The 22,563-nt window shown below is 72.9% G+C and carries 20 protein-coding genes; 7 read left to right on the top strand and 13 right to left on the bottom strand.

From position 1 onward, the window contains the following. Positions 1-28 precede the first annotated feature (28 nt). From ACIBX3_RS18820 to ACIBX3_RS18810, 3 genes are all read left to right on the top strand, one after another. Positions 29-1,429: a tetratricopeptide repeat protein gene (locus ACIBX3_RS18820; RefSeq protein ID WP_397118504.1), complete on the top strand. Its 1,401-nt coding sequence runs from the start codon at positions 29-31 to the stop codon at positions 1,427-1,429. Positions 1,430-2,031: 602 nt separating this feature from the next. Continuing rightward, entirely contained in the window at positions 2,032-2,955 is a 924-nt protein-coding gene (locus tag ACIBX3_RS18815; RefSeq protein ID WP_397118502.1) for a tyrosine-type recombinase/integrase, read from the top strand. Positions 2,956-3,128: 173 nt separating this feature from the next. Beyond that, positions 3,129-3,950 (top strand): PIG-L family deacetylase, encoded by an 822-nt coding sequence (locus tag ACIBX3_RS18810; protein WP_397118500.1) that lies wholly within the window; start codon positions 3,129-3,131, stop codon positions 3,948-3,950. A gap of 43 nt (positions 3,951-3,993) precedes the next feature. Here ACIBX3_RS18810 and ACIBX3_RS18805 read toward each other — a convergent pair whose 3' ends face one another. From ACIBX3_RS18805 to ACIBX3_RS18795, 3 genes are all read right to left on the bottom strand, one after another. Continuing rightward, complete coding sequence (locus tag ACIBX3_RS18805; protein ID WP_397118498.1) at positions 3,994-4,377, bottom strand: VOC family protein; 384 nt, start codon at positions 4,375-4,377, stop codon at positions 3,994-3,996. Between the two features lie 146 nt (positions 4,378-4,523). Beyond that, positions 4,524-5,060, bottom strand: a complete 537-nt coding sequence (locus ACIBX3_RS18800) for an XdhC family protein (RefSeq protein ID WP_397118496.1) — start codon at positions 5,058-5,060, stop codon at positions 4,524-4,526. Next, positions 5,057-6,046 carry a helix-turn-helix transcriptional regulator gene (locus ACIBX3_RS18795; protein WP_397118495.1) on the bottom strand — a complete coding sequence of 330 codons (990 nt, stop codon included), beginning with the start codon at positions 6,044-6,046 and terminating at the stop codon, positions 5,057-5,059. The genes ACIBX3_RS18800 and ACIBX3_RS18795 overlap by 4 nt, the downstream gene beginning before the upstream one ends. 55 nt (positions 6,047-6,101) lie before the next feature. Between ACIBX3_RS18795 and ACIBX3_RS18790 the strand changes: the two genes are divergently transcribed. After that, a complete protein-coding gene (locus ACIBX3_RS18790) occupies positions 6,102-6,779 on the top strand; it encodes a GNAT family N-acetyltransferase (RefSeq protein ID WP_397118493.1) in 678 nt (225 codons plus the stop codon). On the opposite strand, the gene ACIBX3_RS18785 is transcribed toward ACIBX3_RS18790, so the two are convergent. The 5 genes from ACIBX3_RS18785 to ACIBX3_RS18765 form a co-directional block, all read right to left on the bottom strand. Beyond that, complete coding sequence (locus ACIBX3_RS18785) at positions 6,754-7,335, bottom strand: GNAT family N-acetyltransferase (RefSeq protein WP_397118491.1); 582 nt, start codon at positions 7,333-7,335, stop codon at positions 6,754-6,756. The genes ACIBX3_RS18790 and ACIBX3_RS18785 overlap by 26 nt on opposite strands. Positions 7,336-7,413: 78 nt before the next feature. After that, positions 7,414-8,418 carry a LacI family DNA-binding transcriptional regulator gene (locus ACIBX3_RS18780; protein ID WP_397118489.1) on the bottom strand — a complete coding sequence of 335 codons (1,005 nt, stop codon included), beginning with the start codon at positions 8,416-8,418 and terminating at the stop codon, positions 7,414-7,416. Positions 8,419-8,477: 59 nt separating this feature from the next. Then, positions 8,478-9,299: an ATP-binding cassette domain-containing protein gene (locus tag ACIBX3_RS18775; RefSeq protein ID WP_397118487.1), complete on the bottom strand. Its 822-nt coding sequence runs from the start codon at positions 9,297-9,299 to the stop codon at positions 8,478-8,480. Next, positions 9,296-10,258, bottom strand: a complete 963-nt coding sequence (locus tag ACIBX3_RS18770; RefSeq protein ID WP_397118485.1) for an ABC transporter permease — start codon at positions 10,256-10,258, stop codon at positions 9,296-9,298. The genes ACIBX3_RS18775 and ACIBX3_RS18770 overlap by 4 nt, the downstream gene beginning before the upstream one ends. Before the next feature lie 10 nt (positions 10,259-10,268). Next, the gene (locus ACIBX3_RS18765; protein WP_397118483.1) at positions 10,269-11,255 is read right to left on the bottom strand and encodes a sugar ABC transporter substrate-binding protein; all 987 of its coding nucleotides are present in this window, start codon (positions 11,253-11,255) and stop codon (positions 10,269-10,271) included. 148 nt (positions 11,256-11,403) lie between these two features. Between ACIBX3_RS18765 and ACIBX3_RS18760 the strand changes: the two genes are divergently transcribed. Then, entirely contained in the window at positions 11,404-12,372 is a 969-nt protein-coding gene (locus ACIBX3_RS18760) for a carbohydrate kinase (protein WP_397118482.1), read from the top strand. 59 nt (positions 12,373-12,431) lie between these two features. Here the strand turns inward: ACIBX3_RS18760 and ACIBX3_RS18755 are convergent, their stop codons facing one another. From ACIBX3_RS18755 to ACIBX3_RS18740, 4 genes are read right to left on the bottom strand one after another with little or no spacing between them, the layout of a single operon-like run. After that, positions 12,432-13,598 (bottom strand): TIGR02679 family protein, encoded by a 1,167-nt coding sequence (locus ACIBX3_RS18755; RefSeq protein WP_397118480.1) that lies wholly within the window; start codon positions 13,596-13,598, stop codon positions 12,432-12,434. Next, positions 13,595-17,614 (bottom strand): TIGR02680 family protein, encoded by a 4,020-nt coding sequence (locus ACIBX3_RS18750; protein ID WP_397118478.1) that lies wholly within the window; start codon positions 17,612-17,614, stop codon positions 13,595-13,597. Before ACIBX3_RS18750 ends, ACIBX3_RS18755 begins: the two co-directional genes overlap by 4 nt. Beyond that, a complete protein-coding gene (locus ACIBX3_RS18745) occupies positions 17,614-18,792 on the bottom strand; it encodes a TIGR02678 family protein (RefSeq protein ID WP_397118477.1) in 1,179 nt (392 codons plus the stop codon). The genes ACIBX3_RS18750 and ACIBX3_RS18745 overlap by 1 nt, the downstream gene beginning before the upstream one ends. Continuing rightward, on the bottom strand, positions 18,789-20,339 hold the full coding sequence (locus ACIBX3_RS18740; RefSeq protein ID WP_397118475.1) for a TIGR02677 family protein: 1,551 nt from the start codon (positions 20,337-20,339) through the stop codon (positions 18,789-18,791). Before ACIBX3_RS18740 ends, ACIBX3_RS18745 begins: the two co-directional genes overlap by 4 nt. 143 nt (positions 20,340-20,482) lie before the next feature. Here ACIBX3_RS18740 and ACIBX3_RS18735 point away from each other — a divergent pair, with 143 nt between their 5' ends. Together ACIBX3_RS18735 and ACIBX3_RS18730 are read left to right on the top strand one after the other, a co-directional pair. Then, positions 20,483-20,902: an SRPBCC family protein gene (locus tag ACIBX3_RS18735; protein WP_397118474.1), complete on the top strand. Its 420-nt coding sequence runs from the start codon at positions 20,483-20,485 to the stop codon at positions 20,900-20,902. Positions 20,903-21,103: 201 nt separating this feature from the next. Beyond that, positions 21,104-22,117 carry a LacI family DNA-binding transcriptional regulator gene (locus ACIBX3_RS18730; RefSeq protein ID WP_397118472.1) on the top strand — a complete coding sequence of 338 codons (1,014 nt, stop codon included), beginning with the start codon at positions 21,104-21,106 and terminating at the stop codon, positions 22,115-22,117. Positions 22,118-22,124: 7 nt separating this feature from the next. Here the strand turns inward: ACIBX3_RS18730 and ACIBX3_RS18725 are convergent, their stop codons facing one another. After that, the gene (locus ACIBX3_RS18725) at positions 22,125-22,493 is read right to left on the bottom strand and encodes a hypothetical protein (RefSeq protein ID WP_397118470.1); all 369 of its coding nucleotides are present in this window, start codon (positions 22,491-22,493) and stop codon (positions 22,125-22,127) included. Positions 22,494-22,563: the final 70 nt, after the last annotated feature.

Genomic DNA, 22,563 nt, shown 5'->3' with positions numbered 1-22,563 from the left:
CGGCCCGGCGGCGGTCTACAGTGATCGGGTGACCACCGACCAGCACGGCCTGGCGATGAGCGGGGCGAGCGCCGCCGCGGCACGGCACTACGACCAGGCGATCGACGAGTTGCTGCACTTCCGCGCGGAGGTCGACGCCGAGGCGAACGCGGCGCTGGCCGAGTCGCCGGACTTCCCGATGGGCAACGTCCTGGCGGCCTACCTCGGGCTGCTGACCACCGAGGTGGAGGACGCGCGGACGGCCCGGGCGCGGTTCGGGGCCTTCCGCCGCAGGATCGACGAATCGGCGCTGCTGCCGCGCGAGCGCGCGCACGTGGCGGCCCTGCAGGCTCTGCTCGACGGCGACTTCCTGACCTGCGGGGCGCTGCTCGGCGAGATCTCGGTGGCGCATCCGCGCGACGCGCTGGCGCTGGCCGCCGGGCACCAGATCGACTTCTTCACCGGCGACGCCCGCTCGCTGCGCGACCGCATCGGTGGCGCCCTGAGCGCGTGGCGCGAGGACGACCCGCACTTCGGGCACGTGCTCGGCATGTACGCGTTCGGGCTGGAGGAGGCCGGGCACTACGACCGCTCCGAGGAGGCCGGGCTGCGGGCGGTCGAGCTGAACGCGCGCGACGTGTGGGGCATCCACGCGGTGGTGCACACGTACGAGATGCAGGGCAGGTTCGGCGACGGGCTGCGCTACCTCGACGCGCGGACGCCGGACTGGTCCACCGGGACGTTCTTCAACGTGCACAACTGGTGGCACTACTGCCTGTACGCGCTGGAGGCCGGTGACCTGCCGCGGGTGCTGGCGATCTACGACTCGGTGCTGGCCGACGGGCAGTCGTGCATGGAGCTGCTGGACGCGGCCGCCCTGCTGTGGCGGCTTCACCTGGAGGGCGCCGGCCGGCCGGAGCTCGACGAGCGGTGGCGGGCGCTGGCCGACGCGTGGCCGGTGCGGGTGGCCGAGCCGTTCTACGCGTTCAACGACATGCACGCCGTCATGTCCTACGTGGGCGCCGGGCGGATCGGGGACGCGCAGAAGCTGATCGCGTCGCGGGAGGACTATGTGCTGGCGCCGCGCCCCGGCGTCACCAACCACGACATGACGCTGCGGGTGGGGCTGCCGGTGTGCCGGGCGATCGTGGCGTTCGGGCGCGGCGACCACGCCTCCGTGGTGGACCTGCTGTATCCGATCCGGCACCGGATCAACGAGTTCGGCGGCAGCCACGCGCAGCGGGACGCCGTGCAGAAGACGCTGCTGGAGGCGGCGCTGCGGGCCGGGGCGCGGGACGTGGCGCGGGTGCTGGTGAGCGAGCGGGTCAGCGTGCGGCCGTGCAGCCCGTACAACTGGCTCAAGCAGGCGGCGCTGGCCGACGCGCTCGGCGACCGGGCCGCCGCGGCCGCCGCCCGGGTGCGGGCGGACGAGCTTGTACGCAGTGCGTGATTCAGGGCCTGATTCGGGGGCTGATCTCGGGTCTGATCTCTCGGGGCCTGGTCTCGGGGTAACGGGCGGGGCGCGTTCCGTGAGAAGATCGAGATCATGATCGGTCTGCCAGGTTCGGGCCGTCGCGGCTGCCATGCCCTCGCGACGGCCATCCCCATGATCATCGTGCCGATGAGCTCCTCCCGCGCCAGTCTCATGCCTGGCCGGCCAGGAGCGCTTACGCGGATCGGCGCACGCGGCCATCTCGGGGCCGCGCGCGCGGGCACGACCTCGATCGCATGCTGACCATGCAGCAAGGGGACCGCACCGACCCGACCCCCGACTCCCTCCCCGCCGGCGACCCCCGCCCTGAGCCCGCGCCGCCGCCTGCCGCCGGCGCCGGCCAGGCCCCGCCGCCTGCCCCGGACATGACCGGCCCCAGCCGGTTACCGCAACGTAGAGCCGGTGTCGCCGGCGCCCGGCAGTCCGCGGCGGCTGCTCCTGGAACGCCCGGAACCGGGCAATCCGCGGCGGCGAGTTCTGGGGCGCCCGGAGCCGGGCAATCCGCGGCGGCTGGTCCCGGAACGCCCGGGGCCGGGCAGGTGCCGCCGCCCGCTCCCGGGATGACGAGCGTCGGGCAGTTGCCGGGGCTGCGGCCACGGCGCCGGCCCCGTGACGGGGGCGAGGTGGCCGGGGCCGACATGGACCTGATGGACGCGCTGGACCCGCTGACCTGGCGCACGGTGGCCGCCTGGCTGCACGGCAGGCCATCCCTGGCCACGCGGCAGGTCGGGCTGCAGGTCCTGGCGTCGTTCCTGCGCTGGCTGCGCGCCCAGGAGCCGGCGCTCGAACTCCTCTCCGTCACCGGAGCCCACCTGGACGCCTACTGCGCGGCCGCCCGCATCGGCGCCCTCCCCCGCACCCCCGGCAGGCCCCTGACGGACAAGACGGTGGCCAGGAAACGCTCCACCCTGCTGTCCTTCTACACCTTCGCCTGGCAGTGCGGCGTGGTGCGGCACAACCCGGTCCCCGGCTCGAGGGCGGCCAGAGTCCACCGGGCCGACAGCACGCGCACGCTCACCCGGGAGGAGCGGCGGCTGCTCCGCCAGGGCATCGCCCGGCTGGCCGCCGACGGCCGGACGGGCGAGGCCGCCGCGGTCGCGCTGCTGGAGTCCACGGGCGCCTCAGCGGACGCGCTGGCCGCTCTCACACGGCAGGACGTCCACAGCGGGCCCGGCGCCGGCGGCGGCACCGTGCCCGTCGTGATCATCGTACGCCAGGGCCGCGACGACCTCGCCGCCTTCCGCGTCCCGCCGATGGCCCGCCCGCTGCTCCGCCTGCTGTGCGCCAGCCGCCCCGCCGGCGAGCCGCTGATCAGACGGTCCGACGGCCGCCCGCCGGACCTGGACTGGCTCAGGGACGCGCTGACCGAGGCCGCGCTCGCCGGCGGCATCCCCGAGCAGCGGGCCCGCCGCCTGCACCCGAACATGCTGCGCGCCACCACCGTCACCGATCTCCTTCAGGAGGCCGGCCTCCACGGCTCGTGACACGATCCTGAACCGGCCAGGAGGATGTCCCCCGCCGGTTCAGGATCACGGTGAGCGCACGCCCGTGCGAGGCCGGATCGCCCTGGGGACGGCCGCCCCGCTCATCCTCCGCTCACGGCCGGCGGCCAGGGCGGGAGCGAGGTTGTCGGTGGCGGCCGGTAGTGTCTCGGCACATGGATCGGCAACTCACTTTGATGGTCGTGCACGCCCACCCCGACGACGAGTGCCTCAGCACCGGGGGCATCTTGGCCCGTTACACCGAGGAGGGCATCCGCACGGTCCTGGTCACCTGCACCAACGGCGAGCAGGGCGACGACCAGGACGGCGTCAAGCCGGGCGAGGCGGGCCACGACGACGCGGCGGTGGCCGAGCGCCGGCTCGCCGAGCTGCGCGAGTCGGTCGCCCACCTGGGCCTCGACCACCTGGAGCTGCTCGGCTACCGCGACTCCGGCATGGAGGGCTGGACGGCGAACGGCCACCCGGACGCGTTCGCCAACGTGCCCGTCGAGGTGGCCGCCGGCAAGCTCGCCGCGCTGATGGAGCACTACCGCCCGCAGGTCGTGGTGACATACGACGAGACGGGCGGCGGCGGTTACGGCCACCCGGACCACGTCCAGGCGCACCGCATCACGGCCGCCGCGGTGGAGTCGACCGGCATCCCGGACAAGTTCTACTACACGGCCATCCCCCGCTCTGCCATCAAGCGCATGTTCGAGATGATGCGCGACCACGGGGTCGACCTCGGCGGCTTCGAGCCCTCCGACGACTTCGGCACCCCCGACGAGCGGGTCACGAGCATCATCGACGTGGCCGCCTACACCGAGCGCAAGCTCAAGGCGCTCAAGGCCCACGAGAGCCAGGGGGAGAACATCTTCCTGCTGCGCATGCCGGAGGAGGCGCAGCAGCAGGCGTTCTCGAATGAGGCGTTCGAGCGGGTGCTGTGCAAGGTGGACGCCCCCGATCACGAGGAGGATCTGTTCGCCGGACTGCGGTGACGGCCGGCCTCGACCAGGCGACCGGCTCCTGCCGGGCGGGGACCTACTCCCAGCGCTGGGCGTTGCCGTCGTTCAGGGTGCCCGGGGGGTCGGGGATGACGCAGAAGGGCAGGCCTGCCGGGTCTTCCATGATCCACCACCTGTGCGCCTGCTGTACGCGCCTGGCGCCCAGCCGTTCCAGCCGGGCGACCTCCGCCTCCAGGTCGTCGGTGTGGAAGTCGAGATGCACCCGGCCCGGTCCCTCCTCGATCCGTTGCACCATGAGGCTGATGGCCTGGTCCACCAGCGGCACGCCATGGTATTCGGGAAAGCGCTCGTTTCTGGTCAGCCGCCGGCCGATCGCGCCCTCCCAGAAGTCGAGTTCCTTGTCGTGGTCCCCCTCGGGGACGTCGATCACGATCGTGCAGAGCCTGCTGTAGTGCGCCATGTGCGTCACCTCCGGTATCCGAAGTCTGCGGCGTCGAAGCCATCCTGCCCCGGCCGGCCTGGTCGCCGGCACCGGCGCCCCGGCCCCGAGCCGTGGAAGCCTGAGCATACTGACCGAGTTGCCCTGACGTGTGCCTGTCCCCGCGGCTACGCCGTCGCGTCCGTGGCCTGGAAGGCGAAGCCGCCGGGGCGGGCGTTGCGGTCGGCGATCAGGCCGGCCAGGGTGGCGAGGGCGATCTCGGGAGGGGTGCGCGAGCCGATGTTGAGGCCGATGGGCCGGTGCACCCGCGCGATCTCCTCCTGCGGCACGCCGAGGTCGGCCAGGGCCCGCACGTGCGGCCCGGTGTGGCGGGGGCTGCCCATGATGCCGATCCACCGGGCCGGCGACTCGAGCAGGTCGCGCAGGATGGGCCCGATCTCCTCACGGTGATGGTCGGTGAGCACCACGTCGGCCGTGGCGTCGATGTAGCCGCCGATCCGGGTCTCAGCGGTGAATCCGTCGAGGCGGCGCCCGGGATCGGGCTCGAGGAGGATCGGGTGGAAGCCGAGCTCGGCGCCGAACCTCAGCAGGCAGCCGGCCACCGGGGAGGCGAAGACGGCGACCAGCGTCCGCCCGCCCTCCTCGGCCGGAGCCTCGCTGTGGGCCACCTCACACGCCGGGTCCTCGTCATGGGTGTGGGTCATACCTCGGAGTCTGGCACGAAGCGCGGATCCGCACCCTCGCCCGCCGCCAGCAGCCGCCGCCCGAGCAAGCGCGCGGCCTCCTGGATCTCGGGGCACTTCACGATCCGGTACGCCGCCGGGATCACGACGAGCTGCTCGGCGTACCACACCGGATTGCTGGTGCTGCCGGTCAGGCGAGTGGTCCCGGCGTCGAGCGGCTCGAGCCGTCCGAGGGCGCGGGGCAGGCAACGCGCCACGGCGTCGGCGGGCGCGTCGATGACGACCTCGACGTCGTACTCCCATCCGACGGCGAGATGTTCTTCGAGCGCGGCGACCGGATCGAGTCCGGTGGGCGGGCTGAAGGCGTCGTCGAGCACCTCCACGTCACGGACCCGGTCGATCCGGTATGCCCGCCGGGCGCGCGCGTGGTGGGACCAGCACAGGAGGTACCACCTGCCGTGGCGGACGACGACCGCCCACGGGTCGGCCTCGATGACCCGCTCCCTGGCGGCCTCGGAGCGGTAGCCGAGCCGCACCCGGCGGTGGCGGGAACAGGCCTGGACGAGGGTGGTCGTGGTCGCCGGGTCGGGACGGGCGGCGGCGCGGTCGGGGGCGGGCGCCGTGGTCCGGCGGACGGCCTCGACCTGGTCGGCCACCGGCTCCGGGAGCGCCCGCACGATCTTGCCGAGCGCTCCGCCGATCGGGCCGGTGGGATCGTTCGCGTCGTGGTGACCGTCGAGCACCGCCATGACCAGGCCGAGGGCCTCGGCGGCGGTGAACATCAGGGGCGGCGGCCGCAGGCCGCGGCCGAGGCGGTAGCCGCCGTACGGCCCGCGTACGGACTCGATCGGGATGCCGGCCTCGCGGAGGATTTCGACGTAGCGCCGGGCGGCGCGCTCCGACACGCCGAGCTCGCCGGCGAGCCGGTCGGCGGTGATGCCCGGGGCGGCCTGGAGGAGCTCGAGGGTGAGCAGTGCCCGTGCCGTGGGGCTCGTCTCAGGGCTCACAACGTCCCCGCAATCCGGAAGCAGAACGTCCGGAAAAGACCCTAACATGCGGAGCATGACCGAGGAGACCACGATTCACGAGCCTCCGATGACGGCCGGCGCCATGATGAGGGCCGTGCCGGCGCCGATCCCGGCCGAGCGGCTGAGCATCGTCCCCGCCAACGAGGCGTCATGGGACGACCTCGCCGCGATCTTCGGCACCGCCGACGCGGGCCGGTGCATGTGCCAGAGGTTCAAGATCGCCGGCTGGATCTGGCGCGACTCCACGCAGGAGGGGCGGACCGCGATGCTGCGGACGCAGACCGCCTGCGGCGACCCGGACGCCCCGGCCACGAGCGGCCTGGTGGCGTACGTCGACGGCGACCCGGCGGGCTGGGTCGCGGTCGAGCCGCGGACGGCGTACCCCAAACTCCGCACCCTTCGCGTCCCGTGGGCCGGCCGGGACGAGGACAAGGACGATGACGGCGTCTGGGCGGTGACCTGCTTCGTCGTCCGCAAGGGCTATCGGGGCCGCGGCCTCACCTATCCCCTTGCGGTGGCGGCGATCGGCTTCGCCCGCGATGGCGGCGCCCGTGCGCTCGAGGCCTACCCCATGATCACCCAGCCAGGCAAGGAGATCACCTGGGGTGAGGTGCACGTGGGTGCCCGTCAGGTGTTCGAGGACGCCGGGTTCAAGGAGGTCAACCACCCCACCCTCCGGCGGGTGGTCATGCGGATCGACTTTCCGGCGTGACCGCGGGACCGTGGCGCCCGTCCAGCGCGTAGACGGAGAGCCTGGCCCCCGGATAGAACCCGGCCGGCAACTGCCCGGCCTCCCGCCAGCCGAGCTTGCGGTAGAGAGCGGCGGCCGGCTTGTGCGGATCCGTGATGAGCCAGGCCGCCGGCCATCCGGCGGTCAGCCGCGTGAGCAACCGCCGCCCGATTCCCTGTCCCTGACTACCCGGCCGGACGAAGAGCTCTGCCACTTCGAAGGCGTCTCGCGTGAACGCCGCCACGGTCGCGGCTCCGAAGGTCTCCACCAGGGCGTCGTAGAGGCCGCCGCCGGTCAGGCCGGCGGGAGTGGGCCAGCCGTAGCAGACGCCGGCGAGCCGTCCTCCGTCGTCATGGGCGGTCATGGCCCTGAAGCCCGCCCGCTCGGTTACCGCGGCGAGCCGGGCGGGGTACGCGTCCAGTTGCTCGGGAGTCTCCGACCACGGCGGGGCGGCGTAGCACTCCCGGTACAGGTCGATGACCTGCCCGGAGATCGGTGCGATGCCGGATCCGTCGTGCACGTGGCAGGGGTGGGACATCTGCCCTCCTTCGCTCTGGGGCTTGTTGCTTGATCACCCTACATGCGAAGAATTTGCAATAACTGCGGAGGACAATGGTCAGTCGATCGGCCGGGGGGCGGGCAGTTCGCCCGAGCCTCGGACGATCAAGCGCGTGGAGACCAATGATCTGCGGGCCTTGGACTTGTCGCCGTCCAGCCGGGCCAGCACCAGCTCCGCCGCGGCGACCCCTATCCCCGCCGGGTCCTGGGCCACCACGGTCAGCGGCGGATCCAGGCACTCGGCCAGGGGCAGGTCGTCGAAGCCGACCAGCGCCACGTCCCTGCGCCCGGTCCGCGCCAGCGCCACCACGGCGCCCGTCGAGGCGAGGTTGTTGGCCGCGAACAGGGCGGTCGGCGGGTCGGGGAGGGCCATGAGGCGCAGCGCTGCGGCCTCGGCGGCCTCCTGGTCGTGGCCGGTCTCGACTAAGGCGCGATCGAACGGGAGTCCCGCCTGGTCGAGGGCGTCGCGGTAGCCCTGGAAACGTTCGCGGCGGGTGTAGAGGGTGGCGGGCAGGTCGCCGATGAAGCCGATCCGGCGGTGGCCGTGAGCGATCAGGTGGGCGATCCCGGCCCTGGCGCCCTCCCGGTTGGCGCTGACCACGCAGTCCGCCGTCAGCCCGACGGCCGGGCGGTCGAGGAAGACGATCGGCAGGCCGGCCACGCGCTCGCTGCGCAGGTGGCGGTGGTCGCTGGTGGCCGACGGCACCACCATGAGGGCGCTCACCCGGCGGGCCAGGAACGTCGCGATCAGCGACTGCTCCAGGTCGGCCGTCTCGCTGGAGGAGCCGACGATGAGGGTGAGGCCGCGGGCGCGGACGACGCTCTCGATGCCGCCCGCGACCGCGCCGAAGAACGGGTTGCCCATCTCGGGGATGACCAGGCCGATCGCGGCGTCCCGCGCGCCCACCCGCATGTTGCGGGCCATCAGGTTAGGCTGGTAGCCGAGTTTCCTGACGGCCTCCATGACCCGCTCGCGCGTTTCGACGGCGACCGGGCCCTCGTCGTTCAGCACCCGCGAGACGGTCTTGGCCGTGACGCCGACCTCGCGGGCCACGTCAGTCATCGTCGGACGCCGCACTTGGCCCATGCTAATGGCTCGCGATCATCATCAGAACGGGCATCTCAGGACAGGCCGATCGCCTCCGCCGCGTCCTTGTCCGCCACCACGGCCTTGCCCTCCGACACCTGGAGCGCACCGGTCATGATGGCCACCACCTCGGCCATGCTGTGGTCACCCGGCTTGATCTGGGCGACCCTGCGGCCGAGGCGCTGGACGTGGATGCGGTCGGCGATCTCGAACACGTGGGGCATGTTGTGGCTGATCAGCACGACCGGCGTGCCGCCGTCGCGGACACGCTTGATCATGTCGAGCACCTGGCCCGACTCCTTGACGCCGAGCGCGGCCGTGGGCTCGTCCATGACGACCACGTGGGTGGCCCACGCCACCGCCCGGGCCACGGCCACACCCTGCCGCTGCCCGCCGGACAGGGACTCGACCGGCTGGGTGAGCGAGCGCAGCCCGATCTTGAGGCTGGCCATGTGCTTGGCGGACTCCTCGCGCATGCGCTTCTTGTCGAGCATGCGGAAGACGCTGCCGAGCAGGCCGGGCTTGCGGAGCTCCCGGCCGAGGAACATGTTCGTGGCGATGTCGAGCGAGGCCGCGACCGCGAGGTCCTGGTAGACGGTCTCGATGCCGTGCCGGCGCGCGTCGATCGGAGATCGGAGGCGCACCGGCTCGCCGTCGAGCAAAATCTCGCCGGAGTCGGGCACGAGCGCGCCGGTCAGCGCCTTGATGAGGCTGGTCTTGCCGGCGCCGTTGTCGCCGATGACGGCGAGCACCTCGCCGGGCATCAGGTCGAAGTCGGCGCCGTCGAGCGCGGTCACGTGGCCGTACCGCTTGACCAGGCCGCGGGCTGACAGCACCGGTGTCTGGGAGCTCGTCATCGGTTCCTCCTCCGGGAGAGCTGATCGACGGTGACGGCGAGGATCACCAGGATGCCGGTGATGAGCGTCTGGTAAATCGACGGTACGCCCATCAGCTGCAGGCCGTTGCGGAAGACCCCCACGATGAGCGCCCCTACCAGCGTGCCGATCACCAGGCCGCGGCCGCCGAACAGGCTCGTGCCGCCGAGCACGACCGCGGTGATGCTGTCGAGGTTGTCGGTCTGACCGGCCTGCGGGTCGCCGACGCCGGTGCGGGAGACGAGCAGCAGGGCCGCGATGCCGTACACGAAGCCGGCCAGCGTGTAGACGCCGATCGTGAGCCGCTGCGTCCCGATGCCGGTCAGGCGGGCCACCTCGGGGCTGTTGCCGAGCGCGTACACGTGCCGGCCCCACGCCGTGGACCCCAGCAGGTACGCGAACAGCAGGAACAGCAGGATCGTCAGCAGCGAGCCGTACGTGACGTTCGTCTGCCCGATCTGGAACGTCTGCCCCAGGAACGTCAGCAGCGGCGGCAGGTCCGTGATCGTCTGCTCTTCGGAGTAGATGTGGGTGAGCGCGAAGGCCACGTTCAGCATGCCCAGCGTCACGATGAACGGCGGCAACGAGATCCGCGTCACCAGCAGCCCGTTGACCAGCCCGAACCCGGCGCACACCGCGAGCCCGGCGGCCACCGCGAGCAGCGGCGGCAGCCCGCTCTGCACGGCCAGCTTGGTCATCACGATCCCGCCGAACGCCATGATCGCGCCGTTGGCCAGGTCGATGCCCGCGGTGAGGATGATCAGGGTCTGCCCGATGGCGAGCGTGCCGACCACCATGACCTGCTGGATGATCAGCGAGAAGTTGGACCCGGTGAAGAACTGCTCGCTGTTCAGGCCGAAGAACACGCAGGCCAGCAGGAGCGCGGCCAGCGGGCCCGCGACGGGTGTGGAGATGAGGCGGCGCGACAGCGTCGCTTCCATGACGGCCATGTCAGCCCCAGCAGTTGGCCAGGCCGAAAGCCGTGTCCTTGGCCTCGACGCCGGTGACGGCCTTGTCGGTGATCAGGGTGACGCCGGTGTCGGTGTAGCCGGCGGCCTTCTTGCCGGTCTTGGCGAACTCGGCCACCGCCTTGACGCCGTCCTCGGCCATCTTGATCGGGTACTGCTGGCTCGTGGCGGCGATCTGACCGGACTGCACGGCCTTGACGCCGGTGCAGCCGCCGTCCACGGACACGATCAGCACCTCCTTCTCGCGGCCCTTGGCCTTCAACGCGGTGTAGGCGCCCATCGCGGCGGGCTCGTTGATGGTGTAGACGACGTTGATGTCAGGGGCCTTCTGCAGGCAGTTCTCCATCGCGGTCTGGCCCTTGGACTGGTCGCCCTGGGTGTCCTGGGAGCAGACGACGGACGGGTCGCCCGCCGGGACGCCGAACCCCTTCAGGAAGCCGTCGTGCCTGAGCTGGCCGACCGTGACGCCGGGCGCCAGGTCCAGCGTGGCGATCTTGGCCGGCTTGCCGGCCATGGCGGCCTTCGCGTAGTGGCCGATCAGCTCGCCGGCCTTGAAGTTGTCGGTGGCGAACAGCGCGTCCGTGGCGTCCTGCGGTTCGGTGGGCGTGTCGAGCGCGATCACGAGGACGCCCGCGTCGCGAGCCTTCTTGATCGCCGGGACGATGGCCTTGGTGTCGCTCGGCGTGATGAGGATGCCCTTCACGCCGGCCCCCACCATGTTCTCGATCGCCGTGATCTGCGAGGCGTTGTCGCCGTCGAACTTGCCCGCGGCGGTCATCAGCTCCAAGCCGTTGGCCTGGGCGGACTTCTGCGCGCCCTCCTTCATCTTGACGAAGAACGGGTTGGTCTCGGTCTTGGTGATCAGTCCGACCTTGGGCGTGGTGGACGTCGTGGTCTCACCACCGCCACCGCCGCACCCGGTGACGAGGAGCGCGGTGATCAGAAGGCCTGCTGAAAGTCGTGCGTTCATGAGCGGTTCCTATCTGGGGGGATTCAATGTCATCGTTGACATATGTCAACGTTGACATCCGCCGTGCTGCGATGATGGACTCCGATCCGAGAAACGTCAATGCCCCCACGCCGTAACAAATCGGCAACGTGTCAGAAAGGCGAGCCCGATGATCGCTGTCCTGGGCGAATGCGTCGCCGACGGCTTCACCGACCGGCGTCCCCCCGGCCCGCATCCGGGCGCGGCGGGCGATGCCGCGGGCGGGCTGGCGATGCGGGTGCTGCCGGGCGGCGGGCCTGCCAACACCGCGGTGGCGCTGGCGCGGCTCGGCTCCCCCACGCGGTTCCTGGGCCGGATCTCCGGCGACGTGTTCGGTGAGCTGTTCCGCGGGCACCTGGCCGCCTCGGGCGTCGACCTGTCGGCGTGCGTCGAGGCCGAGGAGCCGAGCACGCTCGCGGTCGCCGCGCTCGACGCGGGCGGCCACGCCGAATACAGCTTCTACGCCGAGGGCACCGCCGACTGGCAGTGGACCCCGTACGAGCTGGATCCGGCCCGCCTCGGCCCGGCCGGCTGCCTGCACACCGGATCGCTGGCCCTGGTCAGGCCGCCGGGCCGGACGGCGATCGAGGAGTTGGTGCGGTCCGCCGCCGCCCACGCGACGATCTCGATCGACCCGAACGTCCGCCCCACTCTCGCCTCCAGGGACGACTACCACGTCACGCGGTGGTGCGAGTGGACCGACATCCTCAAGCTCAGCGACGACGACCTCGGGTTCCTGCTGCCGGACGTGCCGATGGAACGTGCCTGCGACATCTGGCACGCCGCGGGCGCCCGCCTCATCCTGATCACCAGGGGCGCGGCGGGCGCGCTGGTGTCGCTGGACGGCGAGCGCGCGACCGTGCCGGCGCCGAAGGTCGAGGTCGTGGACACCGTCGGCGCGGGCGACTCCTTCACGGCCGGGCTCCTGCACCATCTGGGCGCGAAGGGACTGCTGGGCGGCCGTCTGGACGGATTGGACCTGCCGACGGCCATGGAGGCGGCGGCGTTCGCGGCGCAGGTGTCGGCGCTGACCTGCTCGGTGGCGGGCGCCAACCCGCCCTGGGCGGCCCAGCTGGCGGGGTCCGCCGCGAGCCGATGACGCCGGATCCGCTGAGCCGGTGAACGAGTTGTTCGAACAATGCACTCCGTTCCATGCGATCAGGCCAGGTCGTCGAGCAGGGGCTCCGCGACCAGTTCCTCGGGGACGGCGAGCTCGTGCGCGCGCATGGCCGGGGCCAGCCCGGGATCCCAGGGTGCATCCGTCACCCGGCCGGGCGGCAGCTCGCCGGATCGGCTCCCGATCGCCCGCAGGTAGTCGGCGGTGGACATGCGCCACGGCTCGGCACCCGTCTTGGCCATGGTGTACGCGGCGATCCGCAGCCCTTCCCCGTCGAAGTCCCCGTGGTAGTGCAGCCTGGTCCCCGGCAGGGAACGCAGGAGGCGGACGGCGGCGCTGTTCGGCCAGCCGGAGGTGCACACCATCGGCGGGCACGACAGGCCGAAGCGTTGCTGGGCGAGGGCCAGCACGGTCGGGTTCTCCACCACCCACACATCCCGTTCCCGCAGCTCCAGCGGGTCCCGGAGCTGGGCGAGGGTGATCACGCTGGCCTGGCCGTCCCAGATCCGCAGGACTCTGGCCAGGGCGGAGTCCCCTCGCGGCCGTAATCCGGCGACCAGGACCGTCGTGGACAGGGCGTCGCAGGCCACGCCGGCCCGCTCCCACAGCGCCCGCCGGGCCTCGGCGCCCTCCGGCGCGGGGATGTCATAGAGCACCGACAGGGCCTTCAGCACCAGCGACGACAGGCGGGTGCCCTCGTCGAGGGCGTGCGGGTCGCCGGTGACGTCGGCCGCCACCGCCGCCAGCGGCCGTCCCGAGGCGGGCAGGGCGGCGAGCACGGCGAGGGCCTGTTCGAGCAGGTCGCGGCCGGCGCGGACGGCGGACAGGGCCAGCAGCGCCGGCTCGGCGGCGACCACCGGGTGCGTGGCGAACCAGTCCAGCAGCGCCTCGCGCTCCAGCCGTCGTTCGGCCCGCCGGCGCCTGCGGTCGTCGAGCGGGCCGATCAGGGCCTCGGTGACGGTGCGTACGTCGAGTCCGCCCAGCACGCCCTCCAGCCTGCCCACGTCCAGGGTGATCGACGGGCCCGGGTAGCGGTCGAGGCCGAGCAGGTCGGCGACGGCGGCCTGCTCCTCGTCCGCCAGCCCGGTCACCTTGACGCGGCTGACCTGGTGGCCGGACGAGAGCCGCTCGTGCAGGGCCTGCCAGATCGGCCGCAGCGCCGCCACCCGCAGCCGCTCCGGTACGGCGGGCGTGTCGGAAGCGGTCATTCTCCGGGCACCGTCCGGTAGCCGTTCCAGACGAAGCGGGCCGTGGTCACCGCGTCGTCGCCGTCCCCCGTGATGAGCTGGTGGATCGCGATCCCGTCCAGCTCGCGGTATTCGCACCACTCGTGGTCGGACGTGAGCACGAGATCCAGCCCCAGATCCACCAGCAGGTCGAACACCTGCCCCCGGTTCGTCCGGTCCACCCCCACGAACACCTCGTCCAGCAGGATGAACCGCGGGCACCCCGGATCGGTCTGGTAGTGCGCGGCCACGGCGGCGAACAGCGGCAGGTGCAGCGCGATCGCCTTCTCCCCGCCCGACAGCGCCCCGTGCAGCTTCCTGGTGAGGTCCTGCCACCCCTGGCCGTCCCCGCGGTCGACCTTGACCACGAACCGGTGCCAGGCCGTGTAGTCGAGCACCTTCATGAGCTGGTCCTCCCAGCTCGCCGAGGAGTCGTCGGCCCGCGCCTCCTCCACCCGGTCCCTGAAGAAGACGTACAGGGCCTCCCGGTCGGCCTCGTTCAGCCCGGCCGGGTCGCGCAGCAGCAGGTCGCGGGCGGCCCGGGTGCCGGCCGATTGGGCGGGGTCGACCTGCCACACCAGCCGCACGGCCACCCGGGAGGCGGTGCGGACGCGCTCGAGGCGCTGGTTCATGCCCTCGACCAGCGCCGTCGCCTGCCTGATCCGGTCGGCCAGATGGCGTCGCGTGTCGCCGGCCAGCGTGCGGTCGAACAGGTCCCGCTCGGCCTCCGTGATGTCCGAGCGCCGCTCGTCGCGTTCCTTGCGCAACGCCGTGCTGAGCGCCGCCGCCCCCGCCCGGACGCCGCCCACGGTGGCGGTCAGCACCTGGACGTCGTCGTCGGGCGCCAGCTCCAGATCCGCCCGGTTCGCGAGGATCTCCCTGGCGTGGTGGAAGGCGTCCTGCAGCCGCGCCTCGGCCTCCCTGACGTTCTTCTGCTCGTACGACACCGCCGCCAGCTGCTCGGCCACGGCCCTGGCCGCCTCCAGCACGGCCCGCACCCCGGAGTCCGCGGCCAGCTCGACCGTCACCCGCGCGTCCGCCGGCAGGTGCCCGGCCGCCAGGCGGCGGAACCGTTCCGACACCGCCTCGCGCACCCGTCCCGCCTCGGCGTGTTTGTCCTCCGCCGTGGCCAGCTCGCCCCTGAGCTGTCCGAGCCGGGCGTTGAGCCGGGCCAGGTCGTCGTTGGCCGACTTGATCAGCCGGCGGCAGGCCTGGTAGGCGGCCTGGGTCTCCTGGAGCTGCTCCAGCACGCGCAAGTGCTCGACGCCGACCGTGGACTCGATGGCGGCCAGCCGTTCGGCCAGCACGACGGCGGCGGCCGCTGCCTCCTCAGCGCGTTCGACGGCCCGGACGGCGAGGTCCTGGTATTCGCGGGCGGTCTCGGCGGCGTGCTCGGCGCGCTCCCGGGCGGTGCGGGCGTCGCCGCGGCGGTCGTGCCAGACGGTGCCGGTGGTCTCGGCGGTCCGCAGCGCCTCCTCCAGCTTGTCCAGGGCGGACAGCCCCGTGGGCAGGGCGTGACCGGCCGCCAGCTCGGTGAGCCGCCGCAGCGATCTGCCGACGTCCTTCTCGCGCTCGTGCAGCCGCCCTTCGTACGCCCGCAGCTGGTCCTCCAGCAGCGCGACCTTCCTGACCGCGCCGTCGAGCGCTTGGACCGCGTCGGCGTACGGCTTCCTGCCGGGCCTGCGCCGCAGCTCGGCGGCCAGCGCCTCGCGGTCCGCCTCGACCACGGCCAGCAGGTGGTCGCACTCGGCGATCGTGCCGGCGAGGTCGCTCAGCCGGTCGTCCAGCTCGGCGACGCGGCGGCGCCGGGCGCGTTCGCGGGCGGCGGCGCCGATGTAGGAGGGCTCGGGCTTGACCCAGCGGCCCGCCGCCGGGCCGAGCCGCCACGTGCCGTCCGCGCCCACGACCGCCGGGTGGTCGACGCCGATCGCGGTGGGCGCGAACGCGATCCCGGCCAGCACGGCGTCGGCCGGGGCCGGGGAGCCCGCCTCGGTGAACAGCACGTGGGCGAGGCTGTAGCCGGGCGCGGGCGCGGCCAGCGCGGCCACGGCGAAGGCGTCGTGCTCGCCCGCGTCGAAGCCGCCGTCGGGCAGCAGCCACAGGTCCAGCAGGCCCGCGGCTTCGAGCGCGGCCTCCACCCCGGCCTGGGCGACGGGGTCGACGCCCGATCTGAAGGCCACCGCCCGCCACAGCGGCGCGCCCGCGCGTCCCTGCCTGGCGGCGGCACGGGTGTGCGGGGCGGGCGGCTCCAGCACGGCCTGGCCGTCGAGGCCCTCGCGTTCCCTGGCCAGCTCGGCGCGCTCGTCCACGAGCCCGTCGCGGAGGGTCGTGAGGTGCTGCTCGCGGGCCGCCAGCCGGACGGCGGCCGTGGCCCTGGCCGTGCTGACCAGCTCGTCGGCCTGTTCGAACCGGTCGGCCAGACCGGCCAGCTCCTCGGCGTCGAGGCGGAGCTGGGCGCAGCCTTGCGTCCACTCGGCCAGGGCGCCGGCCAGGTCGCGCAGCCGGTCGTCGCGGAGGCGCACGGCGCGGTCGTGGGCCTCCTGGGCGGTGGCCAGATCGTCTCTGACCCGGTCGCGGTCCTGCTCGGCGGCGGTGCGGCGGTTGATCGCCTCCTCGTGCGCCAGGGCCGCGGCCCTCACCTCCCTGATCTGGGCGTTGCGGCTGGTCACGGCGGCCCGCAACAGCTCCCGCCCCCGGCGCACGCCCTCCTCGCTGTCAGTGCCGCCGGCGCGCTCGCTCTCCTCGTGGACCGCGAGCAGCCCGGCGCGCTCGGCCGCCTGGCGCGCCTCGGCGCGGGCGCGGTCGGCGAGGGCAGCGGCCGTGTGGGCGGCGGTCTCGGCGCGGGCCGACGCCTCCTGCTTGGCGGCCGACGACCGGGCCGACACCCCCGCCTGGTCGCGCAGCCCGGCGGCCGTCTCGTGGGCGGTCTGCGCCTCCATGCGGAGCCGGTGCAGGTCACTGCCCGCCTTGTACGCCTCGCTCTCCTTCAGCCCGTCGATCTGCGCCGCCAGCGCCAGCTCCTGCGCCTCCTCCTCCCCCAGCCGCGCGGTCGCGGCCAGCAGCTCGCCCTCGGCCTCCTTCAGCGCCTCCCGCTTGGCCTTGGCCTCGGCGGCGAGCGAGTCCATGGTGTATCCCGCCGACGTGACGGCGGCGGCCGCGGCCCGCAGCACGCGCTGGGCGTATCCGCGCTGCCGGCCGGCGAGCCGGTCGGCCTCCTCCACGTCCCGGTCGAGCAGCCGCAGCTCCTCGCGCTGCCGGTCCAGCCGTTCGAACCCCTCGGCGATCTCGTGGATCTCGCCTTCGCCGAGCGGCGGAAGCGCGCTGGACAGCAGCTCGGACAGCAGGCCGGGGTCGAGGCGCTCGGACAGCTTGGGGGTGCGGAGCTGGCGCAGGGCGGTGAGCAGCGAGTCGTAGCGCTGCTCGTTGAGCCCCCGGTAGAGCGTCTGGCGGACGACCGTGCGGTAGGCCTCGGCGGACTCGTGCACCTTGCCCGACGTGCCGAGCTCCTCGATGAGCTGGGCCTTGGTCAGGGGCTGGCCGGCTTCGCCGCTGAGCTGGACGCCGTCCGGCAGGTCGATGCGGGCTTCTGTCGTGAAATAGGTGGCGGTGACGTTCTTGGTGTGGATGGTCGCCTGCAGCCGGGCGCCGCAGGTGAACCAGCGCCCGTCCGCGTGCTGGAACTCCAGCCATACGTAGCCGACGCGGGTGGTGCCGGTGGCGCCGTCGCCCATGAGGTTCCAGTGCATGGTCCGCTCGGTGCCGCCGAACGTCGACAGCCGGCTCGGCTTGAGACTGGCGTCCAGCACGTACGGCAGGAGCAGCTCCAGCACCTTCGACTTGCCGCTCCCGTTGGGGCCGCGCAGCAGCAACCGGCCCCGGTGGAACTCGAACACCTCGTCGTAGTAGCGCCACACGTTGAGGATCCCGGCGCGTACGGGCGTCCATCGGGCCTCTCCCCCCGGCGCGGGGCGCGCGGGAGCGAGCTCGGTGACAGTCATCAATCCTCCACGAGATCCGTACCACGATCGACCCGGTAGCGGGCGGCGGCGGGCAGGGCGGCGACCCGGTCGCCGCTGCGGCGGGCCAGCCCGAACAGCGTGAGAATGTCCAGCGCGTCCTCGGCCAGCCGCGGACCGCCGCCGTCCGACTGGTACGCCCTGGCCCACTGCGGGAAGCGGCGCAGCAGCCCGGCGGCCTCGGCGTCGAGCCGCGCGGCGGTCACCGGGCCGGCGGAGACCAGCAGGTCGAGCAGGAGCAGGGCGGCGACCTTGGCGTGGCTGCCGTCGTCGGGGAACTTGGCGTCCGTGGCGGTGGCGTCCGGGTCGACGAGCAGGAAGCCCTCCGCGCGTTCCTCCAGCACGAATCCGGCCTCCTCGGCGGCGCGGCGGATGATCTGGCGGCCGGTGAGCGAGGCCGCGTACGCGGACTGGGCGGGGGTGAGCTCGTCGCGGTAGACGACGGGCTCGTCGAGGAGGCGGCGGATGATCGAGTGCCTGGCCCACAGGTTGCGCTGGGTCTCGGTCGGCTCGTCGCCGCCGTACCTGGCCTCCGCGGTGAGCGCGGTGACGTCCGCGGCCCGGGAGGGCGGCACCGGGGCGGCGAGGAGCCGGATCACGCGGGTCGTGTCGACCCGGTAGAGCACCTTGGCGTCCTCGTCGGCCAGGTAGGAGTCGGTCGTGCCGTCCATGGCGGAGACGGCCCCGTAGTGCTCCAGCAGCTTGACCGCGTCGACGAACGCCGCCCGCTCCTCCGCCCTGACCGGGTCGAACGCCGGCACCTCCGCCTCCACCGCCGCCGCCTGCACCACGCGCTGGGCGAGCATCCCGATCGTGGTGACCGGCGAGGTGAGCAGCTCGGCCGCGCACAGGCACAGCAGCGTGTAGCGGCGGCGGTCGAACGGCGCCCGCGTCGTGCGCCGCCGGCGGGCGGGCCGCGTCGCGCTCGCCTCGGAACGCACCTTCACGAGGCGGGCGTAGCCCTGGCGCGGCTCCACGACGAGCCGCCATCCGCAGAAGTAGTCGAACCACTGGGTGAGCGGCTGCCGCCGTTTCCTGATCAGGTCGAAGGCGGCGGGGTCGTCGTGCTGGGACACCAGCGGCCGCCCGAGCAGGGTCTTGATCGCCCGCGCGATCTCCTCCTTCTCGGCCCTGACGAGCTGGTTGGCGAGCGTGCTCACGCGCCCACCACCCGCTGATCGCGGCTGGGCCGCCGTCCGAGCGACCGGATGTCGATGAGATAGTCGGGCCCCCGGAACCACCCCTCGGACGTGCGCAGCACGGCCACCGCGCCGTCCTCCGGGTCCCGCAGCACGATCTCCACCCGCCCGTCCGAGGTCACCGCCCGCCGGAACCCGGTGGAGTCGGGCCGCTCGGCCAGGGCCCGCCCGAGCAGATCCAGCAGCCGCCCGAACGTGTCGTGCTCCAGCTCCGCCAGCTGAGACAGCCGCATCGCCCCCGTGGTGGCCAGCGCCGACCACGCGGCCTCCAGCTCGGCCCGCTCCTTCTCGGCCCGCGCCCGCCGCTCGGCCCGCAGCGCCACCACGTCGCGCACCTTCCCGGTGCGCCCCATGCGCTCGGTGCGCCCCCGCGCCCGCAACAACGCCGACACCTCGACCGGCTCCGCCTCCGCCCACGGCACCCCGGCCGGGACGAGCTCCGCGTCGGCGTGCCCGAGATGGGCGTGCCTGGCCGGCCCGAGCCCGAACGCCGCGTCCCACAGCCGGTGCGCGTCGTCCTCGCCGGCCGCCGTGGCGAACCAGCGGGCCAGCGTACGGAAGTCGGCCGCCGCGCTGGACGACCGCCGCCGCGAGTCGGTGATCCGATCGAGCACCTGGAGCAGCGACACGATGGCCCGCCGGGCCACGTCGTGCAGCTGCCGCACCCGCGGCACGCTCCCGTCCGCGGGCGCGAACCACAGCCGCAGCCCGTCCCAGCGCGCCGCCCGGACGGCCAGCCACGGCGTGGCGTGATCGGCTCCCGGCACGTCGGGCAGGTCGGCCCCGTCGAGGGCCCGCGCGTGCAGCACGCTCACCCCGTGCCGGGCGACCGCCTCCAGCGCCTGGGCGATGGTGTCACCCCGCTGCTCCAGATTGGTCACGAACTCCTGCAGGTAGGCCACGGTGGCGGCCTTGACCTCGTGAAACGTGGTGAGATCCGTCCCCTCGACGCGCAGCAGCCGCTGCAGCTCCCCGTTGAACTGCTTGGTGTTGCTCCGCAGCCCGTCCAGGTGCCCTTCGAGCTCCTGCAGGCTGGTGAAGACGCGCCGGTTGTGCCCGGGATCGGGATCGCGCAGCAGCTCCTCCAGCTCCCCGAGCCGGTCGCCGATGGCGTCGAGCACCGCGGTCTGCAGCGCCCCCGCAGAGGCCAGCATCGCCATCGCGTGCTGCACGCCCGCGAACGCCGCCTCGCCCCGCTTGGTCAGCGAATATTGCAGGTTCTTCCGTTCATACTCCTCCGCGGTGGCGAAGCTCCCGGCGTGGTTGAAGATCACGTCCAGCAGCCCCCACCCGACGAGCTGCTTGAGCGTCCCGGCCAGGTCCTGCTCGCCCACCGGCGCGTACCACCCGACCGCCCGCAGCCGCTCTCGCACCTCGTCGACGGTGAGCGCCGTCTCCAGCCGCTCGTTGGCCTCGCCGAAGGCGTAGAGCACCGCCGTGTGCAGATCCGCCCGCTCCGTGGTGGTGAACCGGAACATCTCCGGCGGCACCCGTGGCAGCTCCGCCATCGCCCTGCTCCCCTCGCCGCACGCTTCCCACCCCCGCAACCGTAGCGGTGAACCCCCGCCGGACGGCCGCGGTTTGCCGCCAGATCACACGGGTACGGCGCTGTCATTGGCCCGGGGAACGAAGCATGAGAACGGGGGCCGAAGTGGCTGAATTCGAGGCAACACGTGGGATGCCGGCCGACAGCATGATCGTGTACGGCGTCGCTTCGGACGTCGCCGTCATGGACCGGTGGCTGCCGCAGGGACTGCACGTCACCGACGCCGGACCCGGCACGGTGGAGGCGGACGGCGACCTGGTTCCCGGCGCGGGCGCGCACGAGGGCCTGTTCCGCGCGTCGGAGGAGCAGCTCCGCGTGGAGTGGGGCGGCCGCGACCATCCCGACTACGCCGGCTGGCTCCAGGTGGCGGACTCGGCCGCCGGGACGAGCGAGGTGACCGTCCACATCTCCCTGCTCGACGAGCCCGATTCGGGAGCCCGCGCGGACGAGGTGCGCGAGCTGCTGGACCGCTCCCTTGACCGCCTGGCCGACGAGGTCACCCGCCGCGTCCACGACTCCGGCTGACGGCGGACGGCCGGTCAGGCTTTTACCGGCCCGGCCGTCAGCGCGCGGACGAAGAAGCGCCGCGGGGCGACGCTCCACGGTGAAATGACGCGAGTCAACGACCGGTATGATCTACGGACGACGAACCGATCTCTCGGTAACATTTACGCAACATGTGGTAGTCGTCAGTCCCGTCCCCCCGACCTTCAGGACACTTCAGGCATGGTCACCAGAGCTGACGTCGCTCGACTCGCCGGTGTATCGACCGGCACCGTCTCGCATGTGCTCACCGGGGCGCGCTCGATCCGCCCGGAGACCCGCCGCAAGGTGCTCGACGCCATGGACCAGCTCGGCTACATCCCCAACGCCATGGCCAGCGCCCTCGCCGGCGGCCGCAGCCGCATCATCGCCGTCGTCTTCCCCTCCCAGCCGCGCACGATCGTCGGATCGGACCTGGAATACGTCCTGGCCGCCACCGAGGCCGCCCGCGCACGGGGCTTCCACGTGGTCCTGTGGACCTCGGGCGCCGACGACCTCAACGAACTGGGCCAGCTCGTCCGGGCGGGGCTGGTCCAGGGGTTCCTGCTCATGCAGGTGGCGCTCTCGGACGAGCGCGTGAAGTTCCTCAGGTCGGCCGGCATCCCCGTCGGGCTGATCGGCCGGACGCGCACGCCGGGCCACGTCCCGTTCGCGGACGCGGACTTCGAGCAGATCGCCCGGCTGGTGGTCGATCACCTCGCGGGTCTCGGGCACCGGACGATCGGCATGCTCAACGCGCCGTACGAGCGCGGCACGCACGGGATCGGCGCGGCGGTCCGCTTCGCCGACGCAGTCCGGCGCACCTGCGCGGGCCGGCGGCTGGAGTGCACGGTCGTCGAAAGCCGGCACACCGTGCGCGCGGGCCGGGAGGCGCTGCGCAGACTGCTGGACGCCGCGCCGGACACGACGGGCGTCATCTCCTACAACTGGGAGGCCACGCTGGGCGCGATGCACGAGGCACGCGCGCTCGGGCGGCCGATCCCGGAGCGGCTGTCGCTCGTGCTGTGCTCCAACGGCGAGCCGGAGTCGACCGACCCGGAGCTGACGACCGCCACGCCGCCGGCCACCGAGATCGCCACCGCCGCGGTGGAGGCGCTCATCGACCACCTGGCCGCACCCGAGGCCGAGCCGGCCCAGCGGCTCGTGCCGAGCGTCCTGGTGGAGCGGCACAGCACGGGGCCCGCCCCCGGCTCATGAGCGGGGGTCAGGCGTCCTCGCGGTCCGGGTTCTCCAGCCGGAAGAAATTGCTCTGCGAGCCGTCCTTCTTGTGCTCCTGGAAGATGAAGTTCAGCTCCCGCTCGTCGAACGTCCTGAACCAGTCGTCCCAGGAGATCTCCTCCAGGTCCTCCCCGCCGTAGCCGGGGAAGTCGAACCTGAGCACGCCCGCCCTGCCCTCGTGCTCGGTGCCGGGCACCTTGGCGGGACGCGCGTGACGCTCCTCGGCCCACTGGCGGATCACCTCGTGCTCGGTCGTGATGAGGCTGCGTCCTGGCCGCTCCTCGTGCTCCTCGATCGAGGTGATGACCTGCTCGTACTTGTGCTCGCCGCGGACCGGCCGGTGCTGTAGCGCCATGGGACTGCCCCCCTGTGAGTCGTTCCGTCCCCACCCGCTACCCGCGTGGCCGCGCTTGTCGCAGGTGATC

Source organism: Nonomuraea sp. NPDC049480 (assembly GCF_044465905.1).
In the GTDB taxonomy this organism is placed as follows: domain Bacteria; phylum Actinomycetota; class Actinomycetes; order Streptosporangiales; family Streptosporangiaceae; genus Nonomuraea.
Note: the sequence above shows the minus strand (reverse complement) of the source record. Positions and strands in the feature narration are given on the sequence as shown.

What these genes read in the sequence shown, in the direction of transcription:
- ACIBX3_RS18800 (WP_397118496.1), bottom strand. Translation starts at nt 5,060, where the DNA reads ATGACCCACACCCATGACGAGGACCCGGCGTGTGAGGTGGCCCACAGC.
- ACIBX3_RS18750 (WP_397118478.1), bottom strand. Translation starts at nt 17,614, where the DNA reads ATGACTGTCACCGAGCTCGCTCCCGCGCGCCCCGCGCCGGGGGGAGAG.
- ACIBX3_RS18740 (WP_397118475.1), bottom strand. Translation starts at nt 20,339, where the DNA reads ATGGCGGAGCTGCCACGGGTGCCGCCGGAGATGTTCCGGTTCACCACC.
- ACIBX3_RS18730 (WP_397118472.1), top strand. Translation starts at nt 21,104, where the DNA reads ATGGTCACCAGAGCTGACGTCGCTCGACTCGCCGGTGTATCGACCGGC.
- ACIBX3_RS18785 (WP_397118491.1), bottom strand. Translation starts at nt 7,335, where the DNA reads ATGTCCCACCCCTGCCACGTGCACGACGGATCCGGCATCGCACCGATC.
- ACIBX3_RS18790 (WP_397118493.1), top strand. Translation starts at nt 6,102, where the DNA reads ATGACCGAGGAGACCACGATTCACGAGCCTCCGATGACGGCCGGCGCC.
- ACIBX3_RS18775 (WP_397118487.1), bottom strand. Translation starts at nt 9,299, where the DNA reads ATGACGAGCTCCCAGACACCGGTGCTGTCAGCCCGCGGCCTGGTCAAG.
- ACIBX3_RS18780 (WP_397118489.1), bottom strand. Translation starts at nt 8,418, where the DNA reads ATGACTGACGTGGCCCGCGAGGTCGGCGTCACGGCCAAGACCGTCTCG.
- ACIBX3_RS18760 (WP_397118482.1), top strand. Translation starts at nt 11,404, where the DNA reads ATGATCGCTGTCCTGGGCGAATGCGTCGCCGACGGCTTCACCGACCGG.
- ACIBX3_RS18755 (WP_397118480.1), bottom strand. Translation starts at nt 13,598, where the DNA reads ATGACCGCTTCCGACACGCCCGCCGTACCGGAGCGGCTGCGGGTGGCG.
- ACIBX3_RS18815 (WP_397118502.1), top strand. Translation starts at nt 2,032, where the DNA reads ATGACGAGCGTCGGGCAGTTGCCGGGGCTGCGGCCACGGCGCCGGCCC.
- ACIBX3_RS18765 (WP_397118483.1), bottom strand. Translation starts at nt 11,255, where the DNA reads ATGAACGCACGACTTTCAGCAGGCCTTCTGATCACCGCGCTCCTCGTC.
- ACIBX3_RS18725 (WP_397118470.1), bottom strand. Translation starts at nt 22,493, where the DNA reads ATGGCGCTACAGCACCGGCCGGTCCGCGGCGAGCACAAGTACGAGCAG.
- ACIBX3_RS18810 (WP_397118500.1), top strand. Translation starts at nt 3,129, where the DNA reads ATGGATCGGCAACTCACTTTGATGGTCGTGCACGCCCACCCCGACGAC.
- ACIBX3_RS18805 (WP_397118498.1), bottom strand. Translation starts at nt 4,377, where the DNA reads ATGGCGCACTACAGCAGGCTCTGCACGATCGTGATCGACGTCCCCGAG.
- ACIBX3_RS18770 (WP_397118485.1), bottom strand. Translation starts at nt 10,258, where the DNA reads ATGGAAGCGACGCTGTCGCGCCGCCTCATCTCCACACCCGTCGCGGGC.